We start from the raw sequence: 8,065 nt of genomic DNA, 5'->3' as shown, positions 1-8,065 counted from the left end.
AGTTCCTTACAAACTAGATGCAGTACCTGTCTGATGGAAAGTGTTCGTGGACAGAGCTACGAACTGAACAACTGACAGATTCTTACAATGACGTAAAACGTTCCTTAACAGGGTACCGCTTATCCGGAGCCGCTTCTGACCGGCGCGGCTTCGACCGGCGAAAACATGGCGAATGCAACGAAAGGACTTAAGCGGTTTCGGTGTGGCCGTCCACCACAGCACCCTTGAGGTACTGTTCTACGGCGGCTTCGGGTACCCGGTAGGAGCGGCCGAAGCGCACTGCCGGCATCTCGCCGGAGTGGACCAACCGGTAGACAGTCATTTTGGAGACGCGCATGACCTGGGCTACTTCTGCCACGGTCAGGAACTTCGCGTTGGAGAAGTTCTGTTCTGCCGACATTTCCCTATTTTCCTTTGCTGACGGATGGACAACAGTGACCCCAGGTACGTGCCAATGCGGTGTTCCGATGCTGAGCCATCCACCAACCACCTTTTAGATACTCTAGGTGTTTCTGTGACCAATGTGAAAGTAGCAGGTCCCCCTATTTGCCCTCCCACTCCGCAGCGGGCGCCTACCTCCTGCCTACCTCCTGCGCTTGCGGGCGGAAGCGGCGAGCTGGTCCAGCACCGAGACCGAAACGTCCCAGTCCATGCAGGCATCGGTCACGCTCTGCCCGTACACCAGCTCCGAGCGGCCGGCCGCGTGCTCGGCCACATCGAGGTTCTGCGCGCCGCCCACCAGGAAGCTTTCCAGCATGACGCCGGCAATTGCCTGCGCGGAAGCGCCGCCGTCCTCGAGCTGCGCCCCGATCTCCAGCGCTACTTCTGCCTGGCGGTGGTGGCTCTTTCCGCTGTTGGCGTGGCTGGCGTCAACGATGAGGCGCGGGTTCAGGTGCTTGCCCGCGAGCTTGGCTGTTGCAGCCTCGACGTCGGCAGCGGAGTAATTGGGCCCCTTGCGTCCGCCGCGGAGAATGACGTGGGTGTCAGGGTTTCCCGCGGTGGCCACGAGCGCGGCCCGCCCGTCGCCGTCGATCCCCAGGAAAGCCTGGGCCGCTGCGGCAGCACCGCAGGCGTCGATGGCAACCTGGAGGTCGCCGTCGGTCCCGTTCTTGAAGCCGATGGGCATGGAGAGGCCGGAGGCGAGCTGCCGGTGGATCTGGCTCTCGGTGGTGCGGGCCCCGATGGCGCCCCAGGAGATGAGGTCCGCCATGTATTGCGGGCTGATGGGCTCCAGGAACTCGGTGGCGGTGGGGAGCCCGAGCGCGGTGACCTGCTGCAGGAAGTGCCGTGCCGTGCGGAGGCCTGTCACCATATCGTGGCTGCCGTCCAGCCGCGGATCGTTGATCAGGCCCTTCCAGCCCACGGTGGTGCGGGGCTTTTCGAAGTAGGCCCGCATTACGATCAGCAGGTCTTCCTTGTGCTTCTCGGCCTGGCTGACCAGCCGCCGTGCGTACTCCAGCCCGGCCATGGGATCGTGGATGGAGCACGGTCCCACGATGACCAGCAGGCGGTCATCCACGCCGTCCATGATGGCGCGGACTTCGTCGCGTCCGCGTTCGACGACGTCCGCCACGCGGGCGTCCAGCGGCAGTTCCCCGATGAGTTCCTGCGGTGTGGGCAGCGCAGTGAACTCGCTGACGCGCAGGTTAGATGTGGATTTTGCCGTGGCTTCACCATCGGGGTTGCCGGCGGTGGTGTGTGCGGGGGCTGTTGCGGTGCTCATGTTCGGGTCCTGTTCCAGATATGAAGCGGGCCCAGATCAGAACCCGCCGGAGAAACGGCGAAGGGCAGAGAATAATCTCTGCCCTGTTGGCTCTGAAGGAAAGTTGGATGCGTGTCAGTTAGACGCGGGCCCCTCCAGAGCCAACGAAAAATACGCATACCAACGGTTTGTCATGCCATGAACCATAACCGCAGTCCGCCGTGGCCGCAAACTGTTACGTCGCATCACGCGACAGGCTTGCCACCAGTTCCGCGTGCTTCTGGTCGGTCAGGCGGTACCAGTGCATGATCCCGACGGAGGCCAGCACCAGGGCCCCCGGCAGCAGCCCTGCTGCAGCCCTGATGGCGAGGGTGGCAGCATCAGACTGCTCCGCAGTACCCGAAACGTAGCCGCCCCACGCGAGAGAGAAGGCGACGACGGCGGCCCCGAATCCCATGCCGAGTTTCCGGGTGGCGGCCAGCAGCGCGTAGTTGATTCCCTGGACCCGGACTCCCGTTTTCCACTCACCGTATTCCACGGTGTCGGCGATCAGGGCCCAGGTCACGATGCTGACGGACGCCGAAGCAAGGAGCCCCAAAACGAGGCCCGCCAGGCCAAGCAGTGGAGTGTCAGCGGGGGCCAGGAAGACCAGCACGCCCCCCACCACCCCGAATCCGCCGCCAACGCTGTAGACGGCCCGCTTTCCCCATCGGGCCACCGGGAGCGGCATCAGGACCGCCAGCGTCAGCGTGATCACCACTTGGGCTGTGGCCATCACCGGGAAGAGGTCCACCCGGGAGAGGACATCGCGGAGGTAGTAGAACTGGGATGCGCCGGTGGCAGAAGTTCCGGTAACGAAAAGGACGGAACTCACGCAGAGGATCACCAGCGGGGAGTTTGCCTTGAGGGCTGCCACACTCTGGCGAAGGGTGATCTTGGGGACGCTGCCGGGGACCTGCTCAACGCAGACTTTGCCCGTGAAGCAATAGAGCAGTGAGCCAATGACGGCGAAAGTGATCGTCAGCCAGGTGAAGATCTGCTGCATGTCCTGGCCGGCACCGAGGAGCGGTGCGATGAAGAAGCCAAGGGTGGCGCCGACCGAGAGGCCACCGATGGTTCGGGCCCCACCGAGCCTGGCCCGATCTTTGGCGTCCTGGGTCATGGCCCCCACCAGGCACCCGTAAGGCACGTTGACCATGCTGTAGGCGACACACACCAGGGCGTAGGTGCAGTAGGCGTACAACAGTTTCAGTGACGGGTCGACGTCGGGAACATGGAACACCGCCACACTCAGCAGCAGTGGAATGAAGCCGAACATCAGGAACGGGCGGAACTTTCCCCACCGCTTGCTTGGGACACGGTCCACGATGCGGCCTGCTGCTATGTCGGTGAAGGCGTTGAAGACCCGTGCAACAAGCAGCAACGTTCCTGCAGCCGCTGCCCCGATCCCTGCAACATCCGTGTAATAGACAAGCAGGAACATGTTGCCGGTACTGATGATCATGCTGTTGGCCGCATCGCCGGCACCGTAGCCGAGAACGCTGAGCCTGCTGAGTTTCTTCATTGCTTCCTTGTCCGCCGGGCTGAGAAACCGCTTTCTCACCCCGCAAAGAAACTTACCCCAAAATTTTGCGCAAAAACAGCAATTGCCTGATCCAGTGGTGCTCCTGGCCGCCTTCGTGGTTGTTGAAGCGGTAGACCTCAATGTCCTTGGCCGCTTCGGTGCCGGATGGCTCCGGGGCCCCGGAGCCGTAGGCATTGAAGCTGGCGAAGACGGTGGACGGCGGGCAGATGTCGTCCATCAGTGCGGCGGAGTACAAGGCCGGCGCCGTGGCCCAGCGGGCGAGGTTGACGCCGTCGAAATAGCGCAGGACCGCAAGCATCGGTTCATACCTGTCCCGGTGCCGGGCCAAAAAAGCCGCAATCTCCGGATAAGGGCCGCGCGGCGTGATGTCGATGGCGCGGGGAAAGTCCTGCAGGAACGGGACGTCCGGCAGTGCCGCCACCACGCCGTCGAGCCTGCCCGCCGCCAGCCCGGCCACGGCCACCACGATGCCCCCGCCCTGGCTGACGCCGGCGAGGACCACCCGTCCCGGGTCGATCTCCGGGTGGTCTTGGGCCGCTTCCACGGCACGGAAGGCATCGACGTACACCCGCCGGTAGTAGTAGCCCTCGCGGCTGCCCGCGCCCCTGGTCATGAGGCCCGCATGCGCCACCTCGCCGGCGGAGGGGTGTGGGTCGGCCGTGTCCCCCAGGGTGCCGCCGTAGCCCTGGCCGCGGGTGTCCATGATGAAGTGCGCGTAGCCCGCCTGCGCCCACTTCGTGTCCTGGTTCACCAGGCCCCGGCCGCCGGAGTAGCCCACATACTGGACCACTACCGGCAACCTTGTTCCGGCGGCCCTGTTGGCGGGAAGGTGCAGCCAGCCCTTGATGGCGGCGCCCCCGTAGCCTGAAAACGTCACATCGAAGGTATCGATGACGGACAGGTAGTTCTCCACCTGTTCGTAGGACGCGTGGAGCGGAAACGCCCGCGCCTCTCGGATGGTGGTTTCCCAGAATTCTCGGAAGTCCTCCGGCGGCGTCACTTCGGACGTGTAGCCGCGGAGTTGGGCAAGCGGGAGGTCAAAAAGGGGCATGCGCTGTCCGGTCCTGTCCTGTGTGCTGGGTCCTGGTGGGGCGCCGGGGGACGCCGTGGTTGGCTAGAGCCGCGAGAGCTCCGGTACAAAAACCTGCAGTGGACTGCTGGCCACCACCAGCGCACGGAGTTCTCCCAGTCCGCCGGTGATGGAACCGGCAGCGCGGGCCTGCACCAGTACGTTGCCCAAGGCTGTGGCTTCCACCGGTCCCGCCACGACTTTCCTGCCGGTGGCATCGGCCGTGAGCTGGCAGAGCAGCCGGTTTTGGGAACCGCCGCCCACCACATGCACCACCGCCACCGAGCGGTCAGCGAGCCGCTCGGCGTCGCGGATGGTGCGGGCGTAACCGGCGGCCAGGCTGTCCATGATGCAACGGGTAATGGCGGCAGGATCGTTGGGCAGTACTTCTCCGGTGCGGCGGACCGCGGCGCGGATGCGGTCCGGCATGTTGTCCGGGGCAATGAAGTAGGGGTCGTCCGGGTTGATCTGTGGCCCTCCGGGCGGCAGAGCCGCAGCTGCGGTCAGCAGGGCAGTGAGCTCTGGCCGGAACCCTTCAGACGCCCACGTCCGCTGGCATTCGCTAAGGAGCCAGAGGCCGCCCATGTTGCGGAGGTAGCGGATGGTGCCGTCAACGCCGCGCTCATTGGTGAAGTTCGCCTCGCGGCTGGCCTCGGTGAGGACGGGGCGCTTCAGCTCAAGCCCCACCAGGGACCAAGTGCCGGAGGAGATATAGGCAAAGTCCTCCTCCTGCGCGGGGACGGCTGCCACTGCGGAGGCGGTGTCGTGCGAACCGACAGCCACCACTCGGGTTTCCCGCGGAAGGCCTACTTGGGCGGCAATGGCCGGCAGGAGGGTGCCGACCGTTTCTCCGGGCTGGACCAGCGGCGGGAACAACTCCTTTCGCAGCCCGAGGGCCGTAAGGAACTCGGTGGCCCACTCCCCCGCCACTGCGTCGAACAAGCCCGTGGTGGAGGCGTTGGTCGCCTCGGTCCGGCGCTGCCCGGTCAGGAGGAACGCGATCAGGTCCGGGATCAGGAGCGCCTGCAGGCCGTCCAGGTCCGACTCGCTGGCAAGCTGGTAGATGGTATTGAACTGCAGGAACTGCAAGCCCGTCGTTCCGTACAGGCGCACAGGGTCCAGCTTCCGATGCACCGGCTCGACGACGGCGCGGCTGCGGTCGTCCCGGTAGCTGAACGGCTGGGCGGCCAGTTCGCCGGCGGAGTTGATCAGGCCGTAGTCCACGGCCCAGGTGTCGATGCCGATGCTGGCCACACGCTCACCCTGTGCCGCGGCCACGGTGGCCGCTGCTGAGAGTCCCTTGAGGACTTCGGCGAAGAGGGTGTTGAAATCCCAGCGCAGCCCGCCGCCGATCTCCACCACGCCGTTGGGAAAGCGGTGGACGACTTCCAGCTCGACGCTGTTTTCACCGCCGGTTCCGCCGGCCTGGACGCGGCCCAGGATGACCCGGCCGGAGGAGGCGCCGATATCGACCGCGGCGAAAACACTGCCGGCGAACACTTTGGCGGGCACTGCGGAAACTGCCCCGGCTTGAGCCGGGGCAGTTTCGTTGGTGCGTTCGGCGCTCATCGCAGGAAGGCTGCGGCCACTCCGGCGTCCACGGGGATGTGCAGGCCGGTGGTGTGGGACAGTTCGTTGCTGGTGAGGACGGCGGCGGCGTTGGCCACGTGCTCGGGCAGGACTTCGCGCTTGAGCAGGGTGCGCTGGGCGTAGTACTCACCCAGTTTCTCCTCGTCCACGCCGTACACGGCGGCGCGTTTGGCGCCCCAGCCGCCGGCGAAGATGCCGGAGCCGCGGACCACGCCGTCGGGGTTGATGCCGTTGACGCGGATGCCGTGTTCACCGAGTTCCGCGGCGAGCAGGCGCACCTGGTGGGCCTGGTCCGCCTTGGTGGCGGAGTAGGCGATGTTGTTGGGGCCGGCGAACACTGAGTTCTTGGAGGAGATGTAGATGATGTCCCCGCCCAGGCCCTGGGCGATCATGACCTTCGCGGCGGCCTTGGCCACCAGGAAGGAGCCCTTGGCCATCACGTTGTGCTGCAGGTCCCAGTCCTTCTCGGTGGTCTCCAGCAGCGGCTTGGAGATGGACAGCCCGGCGTTGTTCACCACCAGGTCCACACCACCGAATGCCAGCACAGCGGCGTCGATCGCGGCTGCAACCTGGGCCTCGTCCGTCACGTCAGCCTGCACACCGATGGCTACGTCCGGTCCGCCGAGCTCTTCGGCGACCTTTTCCGCGTTCTCATGGTTCAGGTCGGCGATAACCACGCAGGCGCCTTCAGCCGCGAGGCGGGTGGCTATGGCCTTGCCGATGCCCGATGCCGCCCCCGTGACCAGGGCGATGCGGGTGGCGTGGGACTTGGGCTTGGGCATGCGGGCCAGCTTGGCTTCCTCCAGCGCCCAGTACTCGATCCGGAACTTCTCGGATTCCTCGATCGGGGCGTAGGTGGAGATCGCCTCGGCGCCGCGCATCACGTTGATGGCGTTGATGTAGAACTCGCCGGCAACGCGGGCGGTCTGCTTGTTGGCGCCGAAGGAGAACATGCCCACGCCGGGAACCAGCACGATGGCCGGGTCCGCACCGCGCAGGGCGGGGCTGTTTTCGTCCGCATGGCGGTCGTAGTACGCCTGGTAGTCCTCCCGGTAGTCCGCGTGCAGTTCGTGCAGCCGGGCGATCGAGTCCTCCACCGAGGCGTCAGCGGGCAGGTCCAGGATCAGCGGCTTGACCTTGGTGCGCAGGAAGTGGTCCGGGCAGGAGGTGCCCAGGGCTCCCAGGCGCGGGTGCTCGGCAGCTTCCAGGAAATTAAGGACGACGGCGTCATCACTGAAATGCCCCAGCTGCGGCTTGTCCGTGGAAGCCAGTCCGCGGATGACAGGGGCGAGGGCTGCGGCTTTGGCGCGGCGCTCTGCGTCGGGCAGGGCTGCGTAGCCCGGGAGCTTGGGTCCGAAGGGCTCAGCCTTGCCGTTGTCCCGAATGTACTTCTCGGCCTGTTCGATGATCCACAGCGAGTTCTGCTCTGCTTCTTCGCTGGTGGCGCCCCAGGCGGTGATGCCGTGCCCGCCCAGGATGGTGCCGATGGCCTGGGGGTTGGCTTCCTTGATCGCGGCGATGTCCAGGCCGAGCTGGAACCCGGGGCGGCGCCAGGGAACCCAAACAACCTTGTTGCCGAAAATCTTGGTGGTCAGCGCTTCGCCGTCCACCGCGGTGGCAATGGCGATGCCGGAGTCCGGGTGCAGGTGGTCCACGTGCGGGGCGTCCACCAGGCCGTGCATGGCGGTGTCGATCGACGGCGCTGCGCCGCCCTTGCCGTGCAGGCAGTAATCGAAGGCGGCAACCATCTCGTCTTCGCGCTCAACGCCGGGGTAGACGTTCTTCAAGGCGTTCAGGCGGTCCAGGCGGAGCACTGCGAGGTTTTCGGCCTTCAGCGTGCCGAGGTCCCCGCCGGAGCCCTTGACCCACAGCAGCTGGACGTCCTCGCCCGTCACAGGATCCTTCCCGGTGCCCTTGGCGGAGGTGTTGCCGCCGGCAAAGTTGGTGTTCCGCTTGTCCGCACCGAGGCGGTTGGAACGTAAAATCAGGTCTTCAACAGTCTTGTTGGCTGTGTTCTGCGTGTCTGTGTTCTGCATGCTCATGCTTATGCGCCCCATCCGGCTTGCTGGCCGCCCACGCGGTCCTCGTTGATCTTCTTCTGGTAACCGCTGGCCCTGAA

General features: G+C 65.5%; 6 protein-coding genes. All 6 read right to left on the bottom strand.

Features of this window, described 5'->3' with window-relative positions; genetic code table 11:
* Window positions 1-187: 187 nt before the first annotated feature.
* The 6 genes from AC5RWX_RS27700 to AC5RWX_RS27675 all read right to left on the bottom strand — a co-directional run bounded on the left by AC5RWX_RS27700 (window position 188) and on the right by AC5RWX_RS27675 (window position 8,003).
* Window positions 188-400: a helix-turn-helix domain-containing protein gene (locus AC5RWX_RS27700; RefSeq protein WP_163166742.1), complete on the bottom strand. Its 213-nt coding sequence runs from the start codon at window positions 398-400 to the stop codon at window positions 188-190.
* A gap of 183 nt (window positions 401-583) precedes the next feature.
* On the bottom strand, window positions 584-1,723 hold the full coding sequence (locus AC5RWX_RS27695; protein WP_494099465.1) for a 3-deoxy-7-phosphoheptulonate synthase: 1,140 nt from the start codon (window positions 1,721-1,723) through the stop codon (window positions 584-586).
* Between the two features lie 214 nt (window positions 1,724-1,937).
* Window positions 1,938-3,266 (bottom strand): glycoside-pentoside-hexuronide (GPH):cation symporter, encoded by a 1,329-nt coding sequence (locus AC5RWX_RS27690; RefSeq protein WP_494099464.1) that lies wholly within the window; start codon window positions 3,264-3,266, stop codon window positions 1,938-1,940.
* Window positions 3,267-3,318: 52 nt separating this feature from the next.
* The gene (locus tag AC5RWX_RS27685; RefSeq protein ID WP_494099463.1) at window positions 3,319-4,338 is read right to left on the bottom strand and encodes an acetylxylan esterase; all 1,020 of its coding nucleotides are present in this window, start codon (window positions 4,336-4,338) and stop codon (window positions 3,319-3,321) included.
* A gap of 63 nt (window positions 4,339-4,401) precedes the next feature.
* Window positions 4,402-5,925 carry a rhamnulokinase gene (locus tag AC5RWX_RS27680; RefSeq protein WP_494099462.1) on the bottom strand — a complete coding sequence of 508 codons (1,524 nt, stop codon included), beginning with the start codon at window positions 5,923-5,925 and terminating at the stop codon, window positions 4,402-4,404.
* Entirely contained in the window at window positions 5,922-8,003 is a 2,082-nt protein-coding gene (locus AC5RWX_RS27675; RefSeq protein WP_494099461.1) for a bifunctional aldolase/short-chain dehydrogenase, read from the bottom strand. The genes AC5RWX_RS27680 and AC5RWX_RS27675 overlap by 4 nt, the downstream gene beginning before the upstream one ends.
* Window positions 8,004-8,065 lie beyond the last annotated feature (62 nt).

This window comes from Arthrobacter sp. SPT-J7 (assembly GCF_059089965.1).
Note: the sequence above shows the minus strand (reverse complement) of the source record. Positions and strands in the feature narration are given on the sequence as shown.

What these genes read in the sequence shown, in the direction of transcription:
- AC5RWX_RS27700 (WP_163166742.1), bottom strand. Translation starts at nt 400, where the DNA reads ATGTCGGCAGAACAGAACTTCTCCAACGCGAAGTTCCTGACCGTGGCA.
- AC5RWX_RS27695 (WP_494099465.1), bottom strand. Translation starts at nt 1,723, where the DNA reads ATGAGCACCGCAACAGCCCCCGCACACACCACCGCCGGCAACCCCGAT.
- AC5RWX_RS27690 (WP_494099464.1), bottom strand. Translation starts at nt 3,266, where the DNA reads ATGAAGAAACTCAGCAGGCTCAGCGTTCTCGGCTACGGTGCCGGCGAT.
- AC5RWX_RS27685 (WP_494099463.1), bottom strand. Translation starts at nt 4,338, where the DNA reads ATGCCCCTTTTTGACCTCCCGCTTGCCCAACTCCGCGGCTACACGTCC.
- AC5RWX_RS27680 (WP_494099462.1), bottom strand. Translation starts at nt 5,925, where the DNA reads ATGAGCGCCGAACGCACCAACGAAACTGCCCCGGCTCAAGCCGGGGCA.
- AC5RWX_RS27675 (WP_494099461.1), bottom strand. Translation starts at nt 8,003, where the DNA reads ATGGGGCGCATAAGCATGAGCATGCAGAACACAGACACGCAGAACACA.